Annotated in this window: 17 protein-coding genes and 1 pseudogene; 11 read left to right on the top strand and 7 right to left on the bottom strand. The window is 67.3% G+C overall.

All coding sequences use genetic code 11. From position 1 onward, the window contains the following. Window positions 1-54 precede the first annotated feature (54 nt). The 6 genes from AAHG09_RS25625 (at window position 55) to lpdA (ending at window position 6,107) form a co-directional block, all read left to right on the top strand. A complete protein-coding gene (locus AAHG09_RS25625) occupies window positions 55-1,512 on the top strand; it encodes a pyruvate dehydrogenase complex E1 component subunit beta (RefSeq protein ID WP_342110321.1) in 1,458 nt (485 codons plus the stop codon). Between the two features lie 60 nt (window positions 1,513-1,572). Next, window positions 1,573-1,860 carry a DUF5076 domain-containing protein gene (locus AAHG09_RS25620; RefSeq protein ID WP_342110320.1) on the top strand — a complete coding sequence of 96 codons (288 nt, stop codon included), beginning with the start codon at window positions 1,573-1,575 and terminating at the stop codon, window positions 1,858-1,860. A 15-nt stretch (window positions 1,861-1,875) separates the two neighbouring features. Next, entirely contained in the window at window positions 1,876-2,469 is a 594-nt protein-coding gene (locus AAHG09_RS25615) for a Uma2 family endonuclease (RefSeq protein ID WP_342110319.1), read from the top strand. A 4-nt stretch (window positions 2,470-2,473) separates the two neighbouring features. Then, complete coding sequence (locus AAHG09_RS25610) at window positions 2,474-3,898, top strand: pyruvate dehydrogenase complex dihydrolipoamide acetyltransferase (protein ID WP_342110318.1); 1,425 nt, start codon at window positions 2,474-2,476, stop codon at window positions 3,896-3,898. A 298-nt stretch (window positions 3,899-4,196) separates the two neighbouring features. Continuing rightward, window positions 4,197-4,667: an endonuclease domain-containing protein gene (locus tag AAHG09_RS25605; protein WP_342110317.1), complete on the top strand. Its 471-nt coding sequence runs from the start codon at window positions 4,197-4,199 to the stop codon at window positions 4,665-4,667. Then, complete coding sequence (gene lpdA / locus AAHG09_RS25600; protein ID WP_342110316.1) at window positions 4,668-6,107, top strand: dihydrolipoyl dehydrogenase; 1,440 nt, start codon at window positions 4,668-4,670, stop codon at window positions 6,105-6,107. A 284-nt stretch (window positions 6,108-6,391) separates the two neighbouring features. On the opposite strand, the pseudogene AAHG09_RS31995 reads toward lpdA, so the two are convergent. Continuing rightward, a pseudogene (locus tag AAHG09_RS31995) lies at window positions 6,392-7,996 on the bottom strand (P-loop ATPase, Sll1717 family). Between the two features lie 153 nt (window positions 7,997-8,149). Further along, a complete protein-coding gene (locus AAHG09_RS25585; protein ID WP_342110313.1) occupies window positions 8,150-8,374 on the bottom strand; it encodes a hypothetical protein in 225 nt (74 codons plus the stop codon). A 221-nt stretch (window positions 8,375-8,595) separates the two neighbouring features. On the opposite strand from AAHG09_RS25585, the gene AAHG09_RS25580 reads away from it, so the two are divergent. Together AAHG09_RS25580 and AAHG09_RS25575 are read left to right on the top strand one after the other, a co-directional pair. After that, window positions 8,596-9,588, top strand: a complete 993-nt coding sequence (locus tag AAHG09_RS25580) for a threo-3-hydroxy-L-aspartate ammonia-lyase (RefSeq protein WP_342110312.1) — start codon at window positions 8,596-8,598, stop codon at window positions 9,586-9,588. A gap of 348 nt (window positions 9,589-9,936) precedes the next feature. Then, on the top strand, window positions 9,937-10,314 hold the full coding sequence (locus AAHG09_RS25575; RefSeq protein WP_342110311.1) for a HesB/IscA family protein: 378 nt from the start codon (window positions 9,937-9,939) through the stop codon (window positions 10,312-10,314). Between the two features lie 148 nt (window positions 10,315-10,462). On the opposite strand, the gene AAHG09_RS25570 is transcribed toward AAHG09_RS25575, so the two are convergent. From AAHG09_RS25570 to AAHG09_RS25560, 3 genes are all read right to left on the bottom strand, one after another. Continuing rightward, a complete protein-coding gene (locus tag AAHG09_RS25570) occupies window positions 10,463-11,521 on the bottom strand; it encodes a GGDEF domain-containing protein (protein WP_342110310.1) in 1,059 nt (352 codons plus the stop codon). 103 nt (window positions 11,522-11,624) lie between these two features. Continuing rightward, window positions 11,625-13,115 (bottom strand): DEAD/DEAH box helicase, encoded by a 1,491-nt coding sequence (locus tag AAHG09_RS25565; protein ID WP_342110309.1) that lies wholly within the window; start codon window positions 13,113-13,115, stop codon window positions 11,625-11,627. Window positions 13,116-13,302: 187 nt separating this feature from the next. Continuing rightward, window positions 13,303-13,620 carry a hypothetical protein gene (locus AAHG09_RS25560; RefSeq protein ID WP_342110308.1) on the bottom strand — a complete coding sequence of 106 codons (318 nt, stop codon included), beginning with the start codon at window positions 13,618-13,620 and terminating at the stop codon, window positions 13,303-13,305. 457 nt (window positions 13,621-14,077) lie between these two features. On the opposite strand from AAHG09_RS25560, the gene AAHG09_RS25555 reads away from it, so the two are divergent. Continuing rightward, complete coding sequence (locus tag AAHG09_RS25555; protein ID WP_342110307.1) at window positions 14,078-14,944, top strand: outer membrane protein; 867 nt, start codon at window positions 14,078-14,080, stop codon at window positions 14,942-14,944. A 189-nt stretch (window positions 14,945-15,133) separates the two neighbouring features. After that, complete coding sequence (locus tag AAHG09_RS25550) at window positions 15,134-15,625, top strand: PRC-barrel domain-containing protein (protein ID WP_342110306.1); 492 nt, start codon at window positions 15,134-15,136, stop codon at window positions 15,623-15,625. Between the two features lie 97 nt (window positions 15,626-15,722). On the opposite strand, the gene parE is transcribed toward AAHG09_RS25550, so the two are convergent. Next, window positions 15,723-17,783: a DNA topoisomerase IV subunit B gene (parE, locus tag AAHG09_RS25545; RefSeq protein ID WP_342110305.1), complete on the bottom strand. Its 2,061-nt coding sequence runs from the start codon at window positions 17,781-17,783 to the stop codon at window positions 15,723-15,725. 368 nt (window positions 17,784-18,151) lie between these two features. On the opposite strand from parE, the gene AAHG09_RS25540 reads away from it, so the two are divergent. Further along, complete coding sequence (locus AAHG09_RS25540) at window positions 18,152-18,340, top strand: hypothetical protein (protein WP_342110304.1); 189 nt, start codon at window positions 18,152-18,154, stop codon at window positions 18,338-18,340. A 226-nt stretch (window positions 18,341-18,566) separates the two neighbouring features. On the opposite strand, the gene topA is transcribed toward AAHG09_RS25540, so the two are convergent. Continuing rightward, a complete protein-coding gene (gene topA, locus AAHG09_RS25535; RefSeq protein ID WP_342110303.1) occupies window positions 18,567-21,251 on the bottom strand; it encodes a type I DNA topoisomerase in 2,685 nt (894 codons plus the stop codon). Window positions 21,252-21,467: the final 216 nt, after the last annotated feature.

The raw sequence follows: 21,467 nt of genomic DNA, 5'->3' as shown, positions 1-21,467 counted from the left end.
CGCGATCCTGAAACCCTGGCCGCCCCTATCGAAAAGACGACCGCAGAGCTGAGCATGGCGACCGACATCCTGATGCCCGCCCTCTCGCCCACCATGGAGGAGGGCAAGCTCGCCAAGTGGCTGAAGAAGGAGGGCGATCCGATCAAGTCCGGCGACGTGCTGGCCGAGATCGAGACCGACAAGGCCACCATGGAGGTGGAGGCGATCGACGAGGGCGTCCTCGCCAAGATCCTGATCGCGGAGGGCACCGAGGGCGTCGCGGTCAACACGCCGATCGCCGTCATCGCGGGCGAGGGCGAGGATCCGGCGAGCGTCCAGTCCGGCGGCGGCGCCAAGTCCAATGCGTCCAAGCCCAATGGTGCAGGCGGCCATCCGGCTCCGGCGCCCGACATGCAGGCCGAGGGCATGGCCGACAAGCCCGCCGCCGCGGCCAAGACCAGCGACGACGCCCCGAAGGCGCCGGCGGCGCCTGCCGTCATCACCAACAAGGCCGACGAGCCGGTGATGGAGGAGTTCCCGGCCGGCACGCCGATGGTCACCACCACGGTGCGCGAGGCCCTGCGCGACGCCATGGCGGAGGAGATGCGCCGCGACGGCGACGTCTTCGTCATGGGCGAGGAGGTCGCCGAGTACCAGGGCGCCTACAAGATCACGCAAGGGTTGCTGCAGGAATTCGGCGCCAAGCGGGTGGTCGACACGCCGATCACCGAGCACGGCTTCGCGGGCATCGGCGTGGGCGCGGCGCTGGCCGGCCTGAAGCCGATCATCGAGTTCATGACCTTCAACTTCGCCATGCAGGCGATCGACCACATCATCAACTCGGCGGCGAAGACGCTGTACATGTCCGGCGGCCAGCTCGGCTGCCCGATCGTGTTCCGCGGCCCCAACGGCGCGGCCGCCCGGGTCGGCGCCCAGCACAGCCACGACTATGCCGCGTGGTACTCCAACGTGCCGGGCCTCAAGGTGATCGCGCCCTACACGGCGTCCGACGCCAAGGGCCTGCTCAAGGCCGCGATCCGCGACCCGAACCCGGTGATCTTCCTTGAGAACGAGATCCTGTACGGCCAGTCCTTCCCGGTGCCGCAGCTCGACGATTTCGTGCTGCCGATCGGCAAGGCGCGGATCCACCGCCCCGGCACGGACGTGACCATCGTGTCGTTCTCGATCGGCATGACCTACGCGCTGAAGGCCGCGCAGGTGCTGGCCGAGCAGGGCATCGAGGCCGAGGTGATCGACCTGCGCACGATCCGCCCGATGGATTCCGAGGCGGTGGTCAAGTCGGTGAAGAAGACCGGCCGCTGCATCACCGTGGAGGAGGGCTTCCCGCAATCCGGCATCGGCGCCGAGATCGTGGCCCGCCTGATGGCCGACGCCTTCGATTACCTCGACGCGCCGGTCCTGCGGATCACCGGCAAGGACGTGCCGATGCCCTACGCGGCGAACCTCGAGAAGCTGGCGTTGCCGAACGTGGCGGAGGTCGTCGAGGCCGCCAAGAGCGTCTGCTACAAGTGACCGGCGCGCGGGCGGCACCGTCGCCCGCCCCGGCCCGGATCGAGGAACAGCCGGCGCGCCATGAGCCAGGATCCCAGCGGCGACTTCGCCGAACTCGCCATCCCGCCCGACGCCCTGGAACAGGGCGGCATCGAGGTGCTGCGCGCGGCCGTGGTCGACGGTGCGGTGAGCGTGGCTTTGCGCCGCTCCTTCGACGACCCGGCGACCTGGGGAAGGCTGCTGATCGACCTCGCCCGGCAGGCGGCCCGCGCCTACGCGCTGGAGACCGACCTCTCGGAGGAGGAGGCGCTGGAGCGCATCCGCGCCGGCTGGGAGGCCGAGGGGCTCGACCCCGGCGGCCTCAACTAGCGATGGCGTCCGACCATGGCTGAGGCGGTTCTCCGGCAGGCGACCTACGCGGATCTGGAGGCGGTCCCGGAACATCGCGTCGCCGAGATTATCGACGGGGTGCTGGAGGCGCATCCGCGGCCGAGGCCGCGGCACGGCATCGCCGCGGCGCGCCTGTCGGGAGAGCTGGATCGGCCATTCGCACGCGGTCGCGGCGGCCCCGGTGGATGGATCTTCATCATCGAGCCTGAACTTCACCTCGGATCCCAGGTGGTCGTGCCCGATCTCGCCGGCTGGCGCCGCGAGCGGATGCCGACCGAACCCGAGGATGCATTCATCGAGACGCCCCCGGATTGGGTCTGCGAGATCCTCTCGCTTTCAACGACTCGTCTCGATCGCGGGCCGAAGCGCCGGATCTACGCTGAAGCCGGGATCGGACACCTCTGGCTGCTCGATCCGGCCGCAGGCGTGCTCGAAGGCTTCGCCCTCGCGGACGGGCGCTGGGTTCTCCTCGCCACGATCCAACGCGGCGAGACCGTGGCCCTGCCGCCCTTCGACGCCGTCCCGTTCCCCCTCGACGACCTGTTTCCCTTCGACGATCCGGCCGCCCCGGCCCTGCCCGAGACCTGATGCCATGCCGATCAACGTGCTGATGCCCGCGCTGTCGCCCACCATGGAGAAGGGCAACCTCGCCAAGTGGCTCAAGAAGGAGGGCGATCCGATCAAGTCCGGCGACGTGCTGGCCGAGATCGAGACCGACAAGGCCACCATGGAGGTGGAGGCGATCGACGAGGGCGTCCTCGCCAAGATTCTCGTGCCCGAGGGCACCGCGGACGTACCGGTCAACGACCTGATCGCCATCATCGCCGCCGAGGGCGAGGACCCGTCGAGCGTCCAGGCCGGCGGCGCGCCGAAGGCGGCCTCCAGCGGAGCGGCCGAGCCGGCGCCGAAAGCCGACGCCTCGGCGGCCGACCAGAACACCACGCCCGGCGGCGGCCACATGTCGTACGAGCGGGTGAACGCCGCGCCGGAGGGCGCGCAGCCGAGCGGGGCGCCGCAGGCTGGCGCCCAGGCCGGCTCCGGCGGCCGGGTCTTCGCCTCGCCGCTCGCCCGGCGGATCGCCAAGCAGGAGGGCGTGGAGCTCGGCGCCGTCCAGGGCAGCGGGCCGCACGGCCGCATCATCGCCCGGGACGTCCAGGCCGCGAAGGCCTCCGGCGCCACCAAGGCCCCCGCCACCGCTCCGCAGGCCGCCGCCGAGGCGCCGAAGGCGGCCCCGGCTCCGAAGGCCGCCCCCGCGGGCGGCGGCGCGCCGGCCGGGCTTACCACCGATCAGGTCAAGGGCTTCTTCGCCAAGGATGCCTACGAGGAAGTTCCCCTCGACGGCATGCGCAAGACCATCGCCAAGCGCCTCACCGAGGCGATGCAGGTCGCCCCGCACTTCTATCTGACGGTGGATTGCGAGCTCGACGCGCTGATGAAGCTGCGCGAGACGCTGAACGGCTCTGCGGCCAAGGACAAGGACGGCAAGCCCGCCTTCAAGCTCTCGGTGAACGACTTCGTCATCAAGGCGATGGGCCTCGCGCTGACCCGGGTGCCGGCCGCCAACGCGGTCTGGGCCGAGGACCGGATCCTGCGCTTCAAGCACGCCGAGGTCGGCGTCGCGGTGGCGATCGACGGCGGGCTGTTCACCCCGGTGATCCGCCGGGCGGACGAGAAGACGCTGTCCACCATCTCCAACGAGATGAAGGACTTTGCCGCGCGCGCCCGCGCCAAGAAGCTGAAGCCCGAGGAGTATCAGGGCGGCGTCACCTCGGTGTCGAATCTCGGCATGTTCGGGATCAAGCACTTCACCGCGGTGATCAATCCGCCGCAATCGAGCATCCTGGCGGTGGGGGCGGGCGAGAAGCGCGTCGTCGTGAAGGACGGGGCGCCGGCGGTGGTCCAGGTGATGACCTGCACCCTGTCGTGCGACCACCGGGTGCTCGACGGGGCGCTCGGCGCGGAGCTGGTCTCGGCCTTCAAGGGGCTGATCGAGAACCCGATGGGCATGCTGGTGTGAGGGGGGCGCTCTCCTCCCCTTGCGGGGAGGAGCGCGTTTCCCCTCCCCCTTGCGGGGAGGGGTCAGGGGTGGGGGTGGTTCAGAAACCAGCGACCCGGTGCCTTCTGCACCACCCCCACCTCCAGCTCCTCCCCGCAAGGGGGAGGAGAGCGCGCGTCGGCTAGAAATGCGTGTAGACTCGAGTCATTCGCGCGGAGGCGAGATGTGGTTGGCTCGAGATGAGGCTTACGGCGCTCTTCGCGTCACCCGCGCGCCCTATCCAACTGATAGTACACTCGTTGGTACGGAATATACTGCCATGCCGTGGAACGAGCCGCCGAAGACTTTCGTCGCAGCGCGAGCACAGACGAACGCGAAGACGCTGCGGCGCGCGCTCACGGAAGCGGAGAAGCGCCTCTGGTGGCATCTCCGCCATCGCCTGCCGATGGACGGCTCGCATGTCCGCAGGCAGGTCGCCCTCGGCCCCTACGTGGCGGATTTCTGCTGCCTGTCGGCCCGCCTCATCGTCGAGGTCGATGGCGAGCAGCACGGCTTCGAAGCCGGGTCGGCCTACGACACCCGGCGCGATACCTATCTAAAGTCGGAGGGCTTCCGCGTCCTGCGCTTCTCGAACCGTATGGTCCTGCGGGAGATCGATACCGTCCTCGATACGATCCACGCGGCGCTGGCCGCATCCGAAGCGCCTCATCCGGAGTCAGCCGGCGAGGCGGAGCCACCCCCACCCCCAGCCTCCTCCCCGCACGGGAGAGCGGCGTTCGCGGAGCGGTAAATGTCCGACACCTACGACGTCCTCATCATCGGCGCCGGGCCCGGCGGCTACGTCACGGCGATCCGCGCGGCGCAGCTCGGGTTCAAGACCGCCGTGGTCGATCGCGAGCACCTGGGCGGCATCTGCCTGAACTGGGGCTGCATCCCCACCAAGGCGCTGCTCCGCTCGGCCGAGATCTATCATTATTTCCAGCACGCCGGCGATTACGGGCTGACCGCGGAGAAGGTCGGGTTCGACACCGCGGCCATCGTGAAGCGCTCCCGCGGCGTCTCGGGGCGGCTGAACGGCGGCGTCGGCATGCTGCTCAAGAAGAACAAGGTCGACGTGATCTGGGGCGAGGCCGCGGTCGACAGCGTCGCCAAGGGCAACCAGCCCGGCCAAGTCACCGTAAAGGAATCCAAGCGCGCCGAGCCGCCGAAGGGCGCCAAGGGCGCCGGCACCTACCAGGCCAAGCACATCATCGTGGCGACCGGCGCGCGCCCCCGGGCGATCCCCGGGATCGAGCCCGACAAGAAGCTGATCTGGACCTACTACGAGGCCATGGTCCCCGAGACGATGCCCAAGAGCCTGCTGGTGATGGGCTCGGGCGCCATCGGCATCGAATTCGCCTCGTTCTACCGCACCATGGGCGCCGAGGTGACCGTGGTGGAGCTGCTGCCGCAGATCCTGCCCGTGGAGGATGCCGAGATCGCCGGCCTCGCCCGCAAGCGCTTCGAGAAGCAGGGCATCAAGATCCTCACCGGCGCCAAGGTGACCAAGGTCGAGAAGGGCGCGGATTCGGTCACGGCGACCATCGAGGGTGGCGACGGCAAGACCCAGCAGATCACCGCGGAAAAACTGATCTCGGCGGTGGGCGTGGTCGGCAACATCGAGGGCATCGGCCTCGAGAAGCTCGGGGTGAAGATCGACCGCGGGATCGTGGTGACGGACGGGCTCGGCCGCACCAACGTGCCCGGCCTCTACGCGATCGGCGACGTCGCCGGCCCGCCGATGCTCGCCCACAAGGCCGAGCACGAGGGCGTCCTCTGCATCGAGACCATCAAGGGCCTGCACACCCACCCGATGGACAAGGCCAAGATCCCGGGCTGCACCTATTGCCAGCCGCAGATCGCCAGCGTCGGGCTGACCGAGGCCAAGGCCAAGGAGCAGGGCTTTGCCGTGAAGGTCGGCCGGTTCCCCTTCGCGGGCAACGGCAAGGCGATCGCGCTGGGCGAGCCGGACGGGTTGATCAAGACCGTGTTCGACGCCAAGACCGGCCAGCTGCTCGGCGCCCACATGGTCGGCGCCGAGGTGACCGAGCTGATCCAAGGCTACGTGGTGGCGATGAACCTGGAGAGCACCGAGGAGGAGCTGATGCACACGGTGTTCCCGCACCCGACGCTCAGCGAGATGATGCACGAGAGCGTGCTGGATGCGTATGGGAAGGTGATCCATACGTAGGCGGGAAGATTTTAAAACAGATAGTCGCCTGTAATAACTATCGACATCATTCCTACTACCGTACTAGTGCCTCGGGACAATGCGTATAGAATAGTCCCGAGGTACTTCTGAGCGCGCATTAGCAAAAGTGCCGGCGATAAGTAATCGAGTGAGATTTTTCATTAAATAATTTACCGCAACGGAAACCAAATTAATAATTTAAAAATCCTGTAAAATTTAAAACAGGTTGTGAACATGCGCTGATGGTTCGAGGTAATATAAGTCGGCCGATTTTGACTACTTGATCAGACTTCACGACGTCCTTCAATACCGAATGCACGATGCAGCATTAAATGAATCGTAATGCGTGCGCTCATGCCAAGCAGAGCCGTATTATAAACCGGGTCGTCTCGATGGGAAAAATAAAAACGCTCTCCCGGCGTTGGCTTAATTCCAATCGCTCCAACTCTGTACAGCGTACCCAACGCTTCTTTCATGAATTCCGAGGGATCACCTCCAATTTCATATAACTTTGTAGCTTCATCATAGATGGGATCGAAGTTCCAGCGCTTTTCGGTGAAAGGCAGAGCCAACTCCATCACAGGCTCTTTATCACAAAGATCTCTAAAATCAATTGTAGTCTTTTTGAAAGACTGAAGGTAATCGAGCAATCTTGGCAAGCTTGGAAATGCGCTTTGCCATTCTTCTTCAATGGCTTGCCGTCGTATGCGAGAATACTCAGCTTCCGCTTTGCGTATCGCACCAGCAGTTACATTGGTACTACCTTCGCTTTGGTTGAGGCACTCGTTTATAAACACGAGCACATCTCGTGGGCGCATCAAAGTACGCTCAAGAATATAGTCAAAAGGATCTGAGGTGTTTACTTTGTTGGTGAATATATCTTCGAAGCCAACAGGCTGGCCAGAAGAATACTGACGTCGGAAGGTGAGAGCAAGTCTCTTATCTACGAATTCTTTGAGCTACCCACGTGTCCAACGCAGCCGAACAAAAAACTCCTCTAATTTTTCACGCTGGAATGTCAGGTCGCCAGTCTCTTGGACAACTCGTTCGAGAATATCAGCGCGCAACGCGACCACGATCTTGAGATTAGTAATTCGACGAAAGGCTTTCAGACTCTCGATTAGTGCACGGATTAACTTAAATCGAATTGAAACATCTACCCATCGTTCATCAAGACGGTCAATGAGGATAAAATATTTGGCACCAAAATCATCATTTGCCTGCTCTGACAGCATTTCAATAACACCGCCGAGATCACTAAGCTGGTCGCTATTTATTATTTTCTTGGCCCGCGCGACTAATTCGCTTTTCTTCTCATTACTTAGTCGCTTCTCGTACTGGCCGCCCGCCTTAAATTTCTGAACCTCTGTACCCAGTTCGACAGCTAATTTGCCTTCATAGCGCTGAGCGATTTCTTTGATGTTTTCATCCATAGTGATCCAAAAGCGCCCCTCCCACTCTCGGAGATAGTCCAGGGATTTGCGCTTCCGCTGGTCAAGCCTGAACTTATCAACTAAGCGGGAGAATGCAGTTCGAGATTTATATTCGTCTGTTACTTTATACCTCAGTCGTATAAACTCGATGCACAGCACATGCTTCCAAAGAGCCAAGAATAATAAATCGAGATCACCACCTATAGACTGAACGAAGCGTAATACGTCAGAGTTGCTTACATAGCTTAATGCCATATCCGATGGATCTATTACGATCGCATTATCGCAAGTATCTTCGATATAACGGATAACAGCCGTCTTGCCAGCTCCCGTACGGCCGGCAATTACCATACCAGGCGACCTAACACTCTTGCAGGTAGCAACAGCTGGATGATCTACAAAACAGTTAAACAAATACTCATCATCGCGCTCGGCTGATATACTTCCAATTGTCATTCCAGGCCGAACAACCAGAGGATTGTCAGGCTTTTTGGCCTTGCCCTTAAATTTCGCCACCGATGCGTCTCGCTATCCCGCCAACTCGAGATTGTATCCAACGCGAACACAATGGCAACACATCAACCTTCGGTGAGCGGAAATAGTAAGCGATCACCCCCGCCCCACCTCCACCGGCTCCGCCTCGTCCGGCGAGGGCACATACGCGCACCACTCACAGATCCCCCGCTCGGCCCCCCGGGCCGCGTTCCGCTGCGAGCAGAGCGGACACACCAGAAGCTTCAGCCGCCCGCCGGCGCGCAGGGCCAGCCCGCGGCCCCGGAACGTGACCTCGGTCGCGCCGTCGCCCGGCGGACGCTCCCGGACCCAGCCGCTCACCGGGCCACCCCGTCGGCCGGACGCGCGGCCCCCGCGCCGTGGCGTCCGTTCGATCCCGTTCGCATGCGATGCCCCCCAAGCTCAGCCGCGATGATCCCGCCGGGTTAAGCCCTGAGCCGGCGAATGGCTCCGCTTCCGGCTGTGCATGGGCGCGGGATGCGGCGCGGGCCGTTCGCCCGTATGACTCGTCCCGGTACGAAGCGGGCGCGAGGCGGAATCCGATGCGGGGCGAATCGATCGAGGCGGTGGGCGGGCTGCCCACCTATGCCGACGTGGCCCGGGCGGCCGACCGGATCGCGGGCGTCGCGCACCGCACGCCGGTGCTCACCTCCCGCACCGCCGACGCGATGACCGGCGCAAAGCTGTTCTTCAAGGCCGAGAACCTGCAGCGGGCCGGGGCCTTCAAGTTCCGCGGGGCCTACAACGCCATCAGCGCCCTGTCGGAGGCGGAGCGCGCCCGCGGGGTGATCACCTTCTCGTCGGGCAACCACGCCCAGGCGATCGCCTTGGCGAGCCGGCTGCTCGGCGCCCCGGCCACGATCATCATGCCGGCGGACGCCCCCGCGGCGAAGATCGAGGGCACCCGCGGCTACGGCGCCGAGGTGATCCTCTACGACCGCTACAGCCAGGACCGCGAGGCGCTCGGCCGGTCGATCGCGGAGCCCCGGGGCCTGACGCTGATCCCGCCCTTCAACCATCCCGACGTCATCGCCGGGCAGGGGACGCTCGCCCAGGAGCTGATCGAGACGGTGGGCGACCTCGACATGCTGGTGGCCTGCCTCGGCGGCGGCGGCCAGCTCGCGGGCTGCGCGCTGGCCGCCGCCGAGCTGTCGCCGGGCTGCCGGGTGATCGGCGTCGAGCCGGAGGCCGGCAATGACGGGCAGCGCTCGTTCCGCGACGGCACGATCGTGACGATCCCGGTGCCCCGCACCATCGCCGACGGGGCGCAATCGACGGCGCTCGGCCCGCTCACCTTCGCGATCATCCGGAGCCACGTGGCCGAGATCGTCACCGTCACCGACGACCAGCTCGTCGAGACGATGCGGTTCTTCGCCAGCCGGATGAAGATCGTGGTCGAGCCGACCGGCTGCCTCGCGGCGGCGGCGGTGCTGCACGGGCTGGTGGACGTGAAGGACAAGCGGGTCGGGGTGGTGATCAGCGGCGGCAACGTCGATCTCGCGACCTTCGCGCGGCTCACCGCCGGGGCTGCGTGAGTGGAATTGGGTCGGGAGTCACACGGCAACCATCGGGAAGCACCGGACCGGCGATCCAACGCACCCCCTCATCCTGAGGTGCCGGAGCGCAGCGGAGGCCTCGAAGGAGCCCTCCAGCCAGCCGCGCGATCCCTGGAGCCCTCCTTCGAGGCCCGCTTCGCGGGCACCTCAGGATGAGGGGGTTGGTGCGATGAGCCGATCGCCTTGTGATCGGGCACGGCCCTCCGGCGCCGAATGCCGGGCGGGTGTGACCCGGGCGCGGTGGACCGAGTGCAACCCAATGCTTATCTTATCGGCGTCAGAATGCGCGTCCCCGGGCCTTGAACCCGGCTGGGCGGGAGGGTGACGATGTCGACTGGGTTCAAGGTTCTCTCGCTGACCGATCGGGCCGCCGACCGGATCAAGGCGATCATGGCGGATGCCGACCGGCCGATCGCCGGCCTGCGCGTCGGCGTCCGCAACGGCGGCTGCGCGGGCATGTCGTACACGATGGAATATGCCGAGGCCGCCAAGCCCGGCGAGGACGTGGTCGAGGATCGCGGCGTGCGGGTCTTCGTCGATCCGAAGGCGGTGCTGTTCCTGCTCGGCACCGAGATGGACTTCACCACCACCAAGCTCGCGTCGCAGTTCGTGTTCAACAACCCGAACCAGACCTCGGCCTGCGGCTGCGGCGAGTCCGTGGCGATCACGCCGGTCTCGGCCGACCGGATCCCCGCGCAGGCCTGAAGTCCCGGGTTTCCAAAGGACGCGTCCTTTGGTGGGGTGTCGGGGTGAAACCCCGGCCTACGGATCTCGGACCCCTCTCGGGGGTCCGGGATCCGTACCGCAGGGCTCTGCCCTGCACCCGCGAAAGGGCCCGCCCTTTCGAAACCCGTTACGCCACCTGGGTCAGGGCCTCGGCCGTGTCGTCCACGGCGCGGTTGCGGCCGCCGCGCTTGGCCGCGAACATGCACAGGTCGGCTCGCTCCATCAGCGAGGCCAGCGTGTCGCCCGGGCGCAGCACCGCGACGCCGAGCGACACCGTGACCTTGCCGAGCGATTCGCCGGTCGAGCGCTTGACCAGCTCGCGTCCCATCACGCTGGCGCGCAGGGTCTCGGCCACTTGCCGCGCCGCCGCGCGGTCCGCCCCGGGCAGGACGATGCCGAACTCCTCGCCGCCGAAACGGGCGAGGTGGGCCGATTTGCCCGCCTTCTCGCGCATCACGATCGCCACGAGGCGCAGCACCTGATCGCCCGTCAGATGGCCGTACTGGTCGTTGAAGCGCTTGAAGAAGTCGATATCGAGGATGATCAGGCTCATCGGGCCGGCCTGCAGGCGGGCCGCCTCCATCGTCGCCTTCAGGGTCTCCTCGAACCGCTTGCGATTCGCGAGGCCGGTCAGCGCGTCGGTGAGGCTCTCGAGGCGGGTCGCCTCCAGCGTCTCGCGCAGGGTCTCGATCTCGCTGCGGGTCTCGCGCATGCGGGCTTCGAGCACCCGGTTGTTCACCGCGACCTCCCGGGTGGTGGAGGCCAGCGTCGCCACGATCTCGCCGAGTCGCGCGCCGCTCGGCAGGCCCTGTGCGAGGTCCTGGGCGAGGCCGCGCAGGGATTCGCCGTATTGGGCGGTGGAGCCGAGCGACAGGTCCAGGATCTCGGTGACCGCCGCGATCTCGCTCAGCACCACGGTGCTGATCTCGCCGGCGGCGTTCGCGAGCCGCCGCCCGTCGAGGTAGGTCTCGTGCAGCGCGTCGATATCGGCCTCGGTCAGGCCGCCCTTCTGCGTGGTCAGGCGCTTCACGGCATCGCTGAGCAGCGGAATCTCCGCCGACACGTAGGTGTACCAGACCGCGTAGGCGCGCGGCGTCGGGGCAGGGCCATAGTCGCGAATCAGATCCTGCGCCCGCTTCGCCAGCGCGAAGCTGCGGTCACGATCCGAATGGGTCTCCTGGCTCATTCCCGTCCCGCCGCACGCGGGCTGGCGATGCGTCACTGCATCGGGCCCGAAAACTAATGTACGGCAGGGTGGTAGCGAGGAGGTTAAGCCGGAATAGCCTCGGTTATTTCTCTTTCTTCGCCAGAACTGGACGAAGCAGGAAGGCGGGCACGTGCGAGCCCAGGCCGACGGGGGTGTCGCCCTCGGCCTCGTTCCGGCGGCCGCGCTCGTCCCGCACCCGCTCCTCGCGTCCCGATTCGCGACCCGTCGCGCGGCGCGGCTCCGGCGTGGGCCGGCTCTCGGCCCGCGGGGCAGCGGCCCCGGATCGGCCGCCGCGCGCCCTCGGGCGCTCCGCAGCCTCGGCCGCGACCTTCCCGTCGCCCCTCCCGCCCCGTCCGGCTTCCTTGGTGGAGCGGGATCCGCGGCGGCCCTCGCCGGAGCGGCCGCGATGGCGGGTGCCGGTCTCGCCGCCGGACTCGGACACCGTGGACAGGTCGCCGTCGAGCCACGGGATCGGCTGGCCGATCAGGGCCTCGATGGCGCCGAGCGACCGGGAATCCTCCGGCGCGACGAGGGTGTAGGCGGTGCCGCTGCGTCCGGCGCGGCCGGTGCGGCCGATCCGGTGGACGTAGTCCTCGGGGTGGTGCGGCACGTCGAAGTTGAAGACGTGGCTGACCGCCGGGATGTCGAGGCCCCGGGCCGCCACGTCGCTGGCGACCAGCAGGGCGGTCTCGCCGTTCCGGAACGCGTCGAGGGCGGTGGTGCGGGCGCGCTGGTCCATGTCGCCGTGGAGCGCGGCGGCGTCGAAGCCGTGGCTCACCAGGGACTTCTGCAGCAGGGCGACGTCGCGCTTGCGGTTGCAGAAGATGATGCCGTTGTTGAGCTCCGCCTCGCCGCGGATCAGGTCGCGCAGCCGCTCGCGCTTGGCATGGCCCTCGGAGCCGGTGGCGACGAGGCGCTGCGTGATCGTGGTCGCCGTGGAGGCGGGCCGCGCCACCTCGACCCGCTGCGGGTTGTGCAGGAACATGTCGGCCAGCCGCTCGATCTCCGGCGGCATGGTGGCCGAGAAGAACAGGGTCTGCCGGGTGAACGGCACCATCTTCACGATCCGCTCGATATCGGGGATGAACCCCATGTCGAGCATCCGGTCGGCCTCGTCGATGACCAGCAGCTCGACGCCGGTGAGCAGGAGCTTGCCGCGCTCGAAATGGTCGAGCAGGCGGCCCGGCGTGGCGATCAGCACGTCGGTGCCGCGCATCAGCTTGGCATCCTGGTCGGCGAAGGAGACGCCGCCGATGATCAGCGCGACGTTGAGCTTGTGGTTGGTGCCGTAGCGGTCGAAATTCTCGACCACCTGGGCGGCGAGTTCGCGGGTCGGTTCGAGGATCAGCGTGCGCGGCATCCGGGCGCGGGCGCGTCCGTTCTCCAGCAGCGTGAGCATCGGCAGCGTGAAGGCCGCGGTCTTGCCGGTGCCGGTCTGGGCGATCCCGAGGACGTCCCGGCGCGCCAGCACATGGGGGATGGCCTCGGCCTGGATCGGCGTCGGCTCGGTGTAACCCGCCGCTTCGACGGCATTCAGGACTTTCTCGCTCAGTCCCAGGTCGGAAAAAGGCATCTGCGTTCAGGAACCGTTGCGCGCCCGGCCGGCGCGATGGACACCGTCGCGGCAACGGCTGGGAAAGGCTCGCGCGGGGCGCTGGTACGCTCCCGGGGCCGCGGGGCGCAGTCCCGATGTCAGTTAGGGGCTTGGCGCGGCTTGTCAATCTCGCAATGCGCACAGGCGCGCCACCACGCACAGGCGTTCAGCGGCGGAGGGGCTCCGTGGCGGGCACGGCGACCGGGCTGAAACAGGGGTCGAGATGCGTCCCCCGCGCCGCCCGGGCCGCGGCACCCGGCGTGACCGCGCCGGTGGTCTCGGGATCGGCCGGGATCGGACTCGCCCCGGCGGCCATGCGGACGGGACCGCGGCCGGAGGGATCGTCGGCCACGTTCCACCGGGCGAGTTGCGTGGTGCCGGCGACCGCTACGAGGCCGGTGATCACCGACACGCGCAGCGACCACGCGAGCAGGCTCAACGGCGCGGCCGATCCGCCCGCATCCGGGGCGGCCATCTCCGTCATCGGCCGTCGTCGGCCGAAGGATTTCGGACCCTGATCGCGCCGGACCTGCATCGTCGACTCGCTTCGCCGAACGCGCCGCCGGCCATCGGCCATCCTCGCGCAACAGGGTTAATCACAGCTCTACAGTCTGTAACGCAGGCGAGCGACGTCGGCGCCGCGCACCGCACGCATGCAGGCCGGCCCTTAAAAGAGCGCGGCCATAGAGCAGTAACGTCATACGATCACCGCCAGATAATCTCGGATATAACTGCGACAATCTGGTATTAAAGCCAATACATCGAAAGTTAACTACTCAAAATCGGCAATATATCAAATATATAACAGCAGGAACGTGTTCATGATTCATTGAATGAATCGATCTAGTCTGCCGTAGCTTGTTGCAGGAAAGCGACAGATCTTGGAAGCCAGAGCGCATAGAAGGCTCCCGGCTCACGCTCAACTTGGGACCATCGCAGACATGAAGACGCTTCTCCTCGCATCGACTGTGCTCGTCAGCACTGCCGTCGCTGCCTCCGCGGCGGATCTGCCGCGCCGCGCCGCCCCGCCGCCCACTTTCACGCCGGTGCCGGTCTTCACCTGGACGGGGTTCTACCTCGGCGTGAACGCCGGCTACGGCTTCGATGCCAACAACCGCCGGACCACCAACTACAACCTCCCGGCTGGCTCCGTGGTCGGCTCGGAGGACACGGCCGGCGTCATCAGCGTGCGTAACCGCGCGAACAACGACGGCTTCAGCGGCGGCGCGCAGATCGGGTACAACTACCAGTTCACGCCGGGCTCGGGCGTCGTGATCGGCTTCGAGGCTGATGCTCAGTACGTCGACTTCGCCCGCCGCTCGAACGGCACGCAGGACTATGTCGGTCTCGGCTATCCGGGCGCGGCCTTCACCAGGCCGCGCGCCTACGTCGCCACCAGCGGCAACGGCCTCGACTACTTCGGCACTGTGCGCGGCCGCCTCGGCTACGCCTTCGACCGCACCCTCGTGTACGCCACCGGCGGCTACGCCTACGGCTCGGGCCAGGACGACCAGAACTTCGCCGGTCGTCGCTTCCGCGACAGCTTCCGCACGGGCTACGCGGTCGGCGGCGGCGTCGAGTACGCCCTGCCCACCGACTCGTTCCTGAACTTCTTCCACTCCTCGGCCGTCACGCTGAAGGTCGAAGGCCTGTACGTGAATCTCGACCGGCAGAAGAACGCCGCGGCCGGCGTCTACGTCCCGAGCCTTCTGCCGCCGAACGGCGTGGCCTACCTCAACGGCGGCGCCGCCAAGACCGAGTTCGCGGTTGTCCGCGCCGGCGTGAACTACAAGTTCGGCTCGTACTGAGATCGACGACCGGAGCCGGGTTCTTCCGGCGCCGTAATGAAGGGGTTCGACCGCGAGGTCGGGCCCTTTTTCGTTTCCTATGCCTGGGCGTACCGGACGGGTGCGACATGGACGGCCGGAACCGGATCGGCACCGGGCGATTGTGACCGCGGCGCCTCGCGGGATCAGGGCGCAGCGGAGCGATCAGCCATGCGGAGCCGAATCCTTCTCCTGTCGCTGGCAGCGATCGGCCTCGCGGCCGTTCCGGCGCACGCCCAGGATGCCAGCGTGATCGGGAAGGGCACCGTGCTGCCCGGAACCGGGCCGGGAACCACGGTCGGCGGCACCGGGACCGGCCGGCTGATGGAAGCCGCCAACGCCGAGGACGCGAAGAAGCGTCAGGGCCTGAAGCCCGTCGCGTTCCTGACGACCAAGATGATCGGCGTCGAGGTGCGCAACCAAGGGGGTGACAGCGTCGGCAAGATCGATGACCTGCTGATCACCGATGGCGGAACCCTGAAGGCGGTGGTGATCGACGTCGGGGGCTTCCTCGGGCTCGGCAGCAAGCGCATCGCGGTGGAACCCGGCGCCGTCGTGCTGCGGCCCGGCGGAGACCGATTCTCCGCCATTCTCAACATGGGCAAGGACGCGATCTCCGCGGCTCAGCCCTTCGATCCGGCGAAGGCGATCGCCGCCCATTGAAGGCTCACACCGGTACGGCAGGGGCGATCGAGGGTTTCCAAAGGGCTGAAGCCCTTTGGCGGGTCGCCAGGGCGGAGCCCTGGCTGATCAGGCGACCTCAGATATCGAGATCCGCCCCCTCGGCGAAGGCCGCGCGCTCGCTGATGAAGGCGAAGCGCGCCTCGGGCTTGTTGCCCATCAGGCGCTCGACCGTGTCGCCGGTCGATTCCCGGGCCTCGTCCAGGACCGCGACGCGCAGGAGCGTGCGCTTCTTCGGGTCCATGGTGGTCTCCTTGAGCTGAGCCGGCATCATCTCGCCGAGGCCCTTGAACCGCCCGATCTCGACCTTGCCGCCCTTGAACACCGTCTTGATGATCCGCTCACGATCCGCGTCGTCCCGGGCATAGGCCACCTTCGAGCCCTGCTGCAGCCGGTAGAGCGGCGGGATCGCGAGGTAGAGGTGACCCCGATCGATCAGCTTGGGCATCTGCCGGTAGAAGAAGGTGATCAGCAGTGAGGCGATATGGGCGCCGTCGACGTCGGCGTCCGTCATGATGATCACCTTGTCGTAGCGCAGGTCCGTCTCGCGGAAGGCCGAGCCGGTGCCGCAGCCGAGCGCCAGGGTGAGATCCGAGATCAGCTGGTTGGCGCCGAGCTTGTCGCGCGAGGCCGAGGCGACGTTCAGGATCTTGCCGCGGAGTGGCAGGATCGCCTGGGTCGCCCGGTCCCGGGCCTGCTTGGCTGAGCCGCCGGCCGAATCACCCTCGACGATGAAGATCTCCGAGCCTGCGGTGCCGGCCGCGGAGCAGTCGGCGAGCTTGCCGGGCAGGCGCAGCTTGCGGGTTGCGCTCTTGCGGGCGACCTCCTTCTCCTGGCGGCGGCGCAGGCGTTCCTCGGCCCGGTCGATCACCCAGTCGAGGAGCTTGTTGGCCTGGGCCGGGGAGGCGGCGAGCCAATGGTCGAAGGCGTCGCGCACCGCCGTCTCGACGATGCGCTGGGCCTCCACGGTGGCGAGCTTGTCCTTGGTCTGGCCCTGGAACTCGGGCTCGCGGATGAAGACCGAGAGCATCGACGCGCAGGTCGCCATGACGTCGTCGGTGGTCACCGCGGTCATGCGCTTGGCCTGGTTCACCCGCTCGGCATGCTCGCGCAGGCCGCGCAGCAGGGCGACGCGCAGGCCCGCCTCGTGGGTGCCGCCCTCGGGGGTCGGAATCGTGTTGCAGTAGGAATGCGAGAACCCGTCCTCGGCGACCATCCAGGCCACCGCCCATTCGAGCGAGCCGTGCGAGCCCGGCTTGGTGATCTTGCCGGAGAACATCGCGTCGGTGACGAGGTCCTTGCCCTCGATGTCCCGGGCGAGATAGTCGCGCAACCCGTCGGGGAAGCGGTGCACCGCCTCCGCCGGCACGTCCGCCAGCCCTTCGAGGAGGGCTGGGGCGCAGCGCCAGCGGATCTCGACGCCGCCGAACAGGTAGGCCTTCGAGCGCGCCATCTTGAACAGGCGGCGCGGGTCGAACTTCAGCGAGCCGAAGATCTCGGCATCGGGGTGGAAGCGCACCCGCGTGCCGCGCCGGTTCTGCACCCGGCCGACCAGCTCCAAGGCGCCCTGCGCATGGCCGCGCGAGAACGTCTGGCGATAGAGGGTCTGGTTGCGCGCCACCTCGACCTCCAGCAGGTCGGAGAGGGCGTTCACCACCGAGATGCCGACGCCGTGCAGGCCGCCCGAGGTCTCGTAGACCTTCGAGTCGAACTTACCGCCGGCATGCAGCGTGGTCATGATGACCTCCAGCGCCGACTTGCCGGGGAATTTCGGGTGCGGGTCGACCGGGATGCCGCGGCCGTTGTCGGTGACGACGAGGGCGCCGGTCTCCTCAAGCTCCACCTCGATGAAGCTGGCATGGCCGGCGACCGCCTCGTCCATCGAGTTGTCGATCACCTCGGCGAAGAGGTGGTGCAGCGCCCGCTCGTCGGTGCCGCCGATATACATGCCGGGCCGGCGCCGGACCGGCTCCAGCCCCTCCAGCACCTCGATGTCGGAGGCGGTGTAGCCGGCCTCCGGCGCGGCCGAGGCGAGCGCCGTCACGGAGGCCGAGGCGTCCAGGCGCCGCCGCGGCTCGGGCGGACGGGCGGCCGGGCCCTTGCCGCCCGGCCCGAACAGGTCGCGCGCCGGATCGCTCACGCGCGGCCTCCGCGGGCGCGGCGTGTCGGCCGGCTCGGCTTCGCGCAGACGAATCTGGGGTCGTGGTGCATGCGCCTTCATCCCCGCATCATAGCGGAACAAACCATAAACATCAAAGCCATTCGCCCGAAGCGGCTCGCTTTGGCGACGCGGCCGTACCATCGCATGCTGCGCCGCGGCGAGCGAGGGGCGAAGCTCCTCGGGGATCTCGAAGCCCGAACGACCGTCATCGGGACTTTGCACAACGAGGGGTTAAAGCTTCCCGTAGCATATCCGTCCGGTCTCAGTAGATCTCCACCGGAACGGTTCCGCTGGATCGACGTTGAAGGCGGAGAAGAAACTTGACCGTGGTCAGGGAGCCGCAGTCGATGAGTGACGCCGCGATCGAGGCTCGCCGCCTGACGCTGATTCGCTTCGAGCACGCGGCCGGCGCCGCCTTCGGGTGCGACGACGACGCGGTCGACCTGCCGCAGGCGCGGGCCCTGGTGAACGCCACCACGATCGCCCTGGCGACCTTCGCCACCGCGGTGGCGGCGACGATCACCTATCTGGTCTGAGCCGGACAGGATGTCCGCAGCCTTTTGCTGCGGCGGTCCATCCCAGCGCCCACCCGCGCCCTCATCCTGAGGTGCCGCAGCGGAGCGGAGGCCTCGAAGGAGCCCTCCAGCCAGCCGTGCGATCCCTGGAGTTCTCCTTCGAGGCCCGCTGATGCGGGCACCTCAGGATGAGGGGAGGGGCCAGGAGTCCCGTCGCGGCGTCTCAACACGCCCGTCAACGGATCCCTCAGCCGGCGCTCGACTTCTTCGCCGGGGCCTTCTTGGCGGCCGGCTTCTTCGCGGCGGTCTTCTTGGCCGCCGGCTTGTCGCCGCTCGTCGCGCGCGCCGAACTCTTCCGGACAGCACCCCGCTTCGCCGGCTTGCCGCCGCCCGCGGCGCGCTTGGCGTTCACCAGGGCGATCGCCTCGTCGAGCGTCAGCGCCTCGGCGGCCATCGCCTTCGGCAGCGTCGCGTTCACCTCGCCATCGGTGACGTAGGGCCCGTACTTGCCGGCCTTGACCACGAGGTCGCGCCCGCTCGCCTCGTCCTTGCCGAGCGGCCGGCCCGGATCGGCGGCCGGACGGCCGCGACCGCCGCCCTGCTCCTTGGCGACGATCAGGTCGATCGCGCGGTTGCCGCCGATCTCCAGCACGTCGTCATCCTTGCCGAGATTGGCGTAGGTCTTCCCGTGCTGCACGTAGGGCCCGAACCGGCCGAGATTGGCCAGGATCGGCTCGCCGGTCTCGGGATGGCGCGCCACCTCGCGGGGCAGCGACAGCAGCGCCAGAGCCTTGTCGAGATCGACCGACGAGGGGCTGAGCCCCTTGGGTAGCGACGAGCGCTTGGGCTTGGCCGCCCCCTTCTCGGTGGAGGCCTCGCCGAGCTGCACGAACGGACCGAACCGCCCGTCGCGGATCGTCACCGGCAGGCCCGTCGCCGGATCGTCGCCCAGCACCCGCACGCCCGGCTGTCCGCCCTCGGCCGAGGAGCCGTCGCCGTCCCCCTCGACGCCCGAGGCCGAGAGCTGGCGGGTGTACTTGCACTCCGGATAGTTCGAGCAGCCGATGAAGGCGCCGAACTTGCCGAGCTTCAGGGAGAGCTGGCCGGAGCCGCAGGTCGGGCAGGTGCGCGGGTTCGAGCCGTCGCCCTTGTCGGGGAAGATGTGCGGGCCGAGCAGCCCGTTCAGCGCCTCCAGCACGTCGGTGACGCGCAATTCCTTGGTCTCGCCGATCGCCGCCGAGAAGTCGCGCCAGAAGTCGCGCAGAACCGCCCGCCAGTCGATCTCGGCGTTGGAGACGCGATCGAGCTGCTCCTCCAGGTCGGCGGTGAAATCGTACTCGACGTAGCGCCGGAAGAAGCTCTCGAGGAAGCCCGTGACGAGCCGCCCCTTATCCTCCGGCTGCAGCCGCTTCTTCTCGATCTTGACGTATTCGCGGTCGCGCAGCGTCTGGAGGACCGCGGCGTAGGTCGAGGGCCGGCCGATGCCGAGTTCCTCCATGCGCTTCACGAGGCTTGCCTCGGAATAGCGCGGCGGCGGCTCGGTGAAGTGCTGGGTCGAGCTGATCCGCTCGCGCTTGAGCGGGTCGCCGGCCTTCATGGGCGGCAGGCGGCGGCTCTCCTCGTCCTCCTCGTCGTCCTTGCCCTCCTGATAGAGGGCGAGGAAGCCGTCGAACTTCACCACCTGGCCGGTGGCGCGCAGATCGATCGTGCGGGGCCCGACCTTCGCGGCGACGTCCACGGTGGTCCGTTCCAGCTCGGCCGATTCCATCTGGCTCGCCATGGTGCGGGTCCAGATCAGGTCGTAGAGCTTGGCCTGCTCGGGCTCGAGGTGGCGGGCGACCATCTTGGGCAGGCGGCCCATATCGGTCGGCCGCACCGCCTCGTGGGCCTCCTGGGCGTTCTTGGCCTTGACGCTGTACTTGCGCGGCACGTCCGGCACGTAGCGGTCGCCGAACTCCTTGCCGATCACCCGGCGGGCGTCCTGGATCGCCTCCGGCGCCATGTCGACGCCGTCGGTCCGCATGTAGGTGATGATGCCGACGGTCTCGCCGCCGATGTCGACGCCCTCGTAGAGGCGCTGGGCGACCCGCATGGTCTGGGCCGGCGCCATCCCGAGCTTGCGCGATGCTTCCTGCTGGAGGGTCGAGGTGGTGAAGGGCGGCTGCGGGTGGCGCTTGGCGGGCTTGGCCTCGACGCTCGCCACCTGGAAGGTCGCGAGTTCGAGGTCGCGTTTGAAGGCGGCCGCTTCCTCGCCGGTGCCGACATCGAGGCGCTGGATGCGCTTGCCGTCGGCGCCCACGAGGCGGGCCTCGAAGGTGGCGCCGTCCGCGGTCGTCAGGGTCGCGATGAGCGTCCAGTACTCGCGCGGCTTGAACCGCTCGATCTCCATCTCGCGCTCGACCACGAGGCGGAGCGCCACGGACTGCACGCGCCCCGCCGAGCGGGCACCCGGGAGCTTGCGCCAGAGGACCGGCGAGAGGTTGAAGCCCACGAGGTAGTCGAGGGCCCGGCGCGCCAGATAGGCATCGACCAGCGCCTGGTCGATCTCCCGCGGCTTGCGCATCGCCTGCTCGACCGACGCCTTGGTGATGGCGTTGAAGGTCACGCGCTCGACCGGGATGCCCTTGAGCGCCTTGCGGGCGGTGAGCGCCTCCAGCACGTGCCAGGAGATCGCCTCGCCCTCGCGATCCGGGTCGGTGGCGAGGATCAGCTTGTCGGCCCCCTTGACCGCCTTGGCGATCTCCGCGACCCGGCTCGCCCCACGGTCGGCCAACTCCCAGACCATGTGGAAGTCCTGCTCGGGATCCACCGAGCCGTCCTTGGCCGGCAGGTCGCGGATATGCCCGAAGGAGGCGATCACTTCATAGTCGCGGCCGAGATACTTATTGATCGTCTTGGCTTTGGCCGGCGACTCGACGACGACGACTTTCATTCAGACCTCTGCCCCTAACGGAGCCTGGGCGCGACGGACGAATTCTGTTCGTAATTCGCGTGGGACGTATGCCCGCCGTCGGGCCGGGGCCGCGCGCCGGGGACAAGTGGGTCACGGGCGGCGGGATGTCAAATCGTGAGGTTGTCCAGCTGAGCCGCTGCGCGGCGCTTTTCGTGCTGGGTCCCGGATCGGCTTCGGCTTCGCTTCACCTGTCCG

The organism is Methylobacterium guangdongense, from assembly GCF_038442355.1.
Classification (GTDB): Bacteria; Pseudomonadota; Alphaproteobacteria; order Rhizobiales; family Beijerinckiaceae; genus Methylobacterium; species Methylobacterium guangdongense.
The sequence above is the reverse complement of the archived record's forward strand: the minus strand, read 5'-3'. Positions and strand labels throughout refer to the sequence as shown.